Here is an 887-nt window from a genome sequence, read left to right as displayed (position 1 = left end):
TTCATTTCGCTTTTTGTCTCTTTACAAATCACTACTCATTTAACATTTCGGACTTACTGTCCGGAAAGGCACGCACGAAACCGCACGATACCCGACGGGGGTACCGTGTAACTTCACGCATGCGACAACAATCATATCATCGCATGACGGGATTAATAAGGATAAGGAGTGTTATTTTACTCGGAGGTCTTCACCCACACACGCTTGCCATCGAAGGTGATGGCCATCTCCAGAATATCACGCACACCGGCCGCATGGAGCGTGGCGGCGTATCGCTTGTCTTTTATTTGCTGCAAAGCCGTATCCAACGTCGTCTCGACCGTGCTGCTCATTCGAAGGCGTTTCAGCTCCATGATATATCCACGGCGGCTAACGTCAACAGGGCACATCAAGATGTCATATCTGCCTAAACCGGACTCACGGTTGCTGCTCACCTTATACGAGCCGTGACTTACCAGCATTCCCAACAAGAAAGCTTGGTAGACCTTCTCCGGATCACGGCCGTTCGTGTCGTAATAGGAGAGCGTATTTACAACGAACTCATTCAAGATCTCCTCGAACGCCTCGATATCGTTCTCGTCCAAAGCCTGCAGCATCATCTCCAAGCGGTCGTTCTTCACCGGGCCGTCGTTGATCCAACCCCGGATGATCGTAGAAAAAACCGTGGAAACCTCCGTGTTCGGCACCCCCAAGGTGTACGACATCAAGTGATCCAGGGTCATTCTCCCCTCCGACGCTTTCAAATAGCCGCTGAACAGCATGAAAGACCAGATGTTCGAAGCGCTAGACAACAGGTCCGGGAAAGCCAGCTTGTCGTTAATCACGCTACACAGGCTACCGCCTTGGACAAGCGTCTCGATTCCCTTCCGTACTTGGGAGGGGCCCTC

General features: G+C 51.7%; 1 protein-coding gene. It reads right to left on the bottom strand.

Annotated elements, in window-relative coordinates; translation table 11 throughout:
• Positions 1 to 176: 176 nt before the first annotated feature.
• Positions 177 to 887 (bottom strand): PD-(D/E)XK nuclease domain-containing protein (locus DW033_RS24305; RefSeq protein ID WP_199712384.1); only part of this gene is annotated, 711 nt, incomplete at its 5' end.

The sequence above is a fragment of the Parabacteroides sp. AF39-10AC genome (genome assembly GCF_003635405.1).
In the GTDB taxonomy this organism is placed as follows: Bacteria; Bacteroidota; Bacteroidia; order Bacteroidales; family Tannerellaceae; genus Parabacteroides; species Parabacteroides distasonis.
This window is presented reverse-complemented; position numbering and strand designations above follow the sequence as displayed.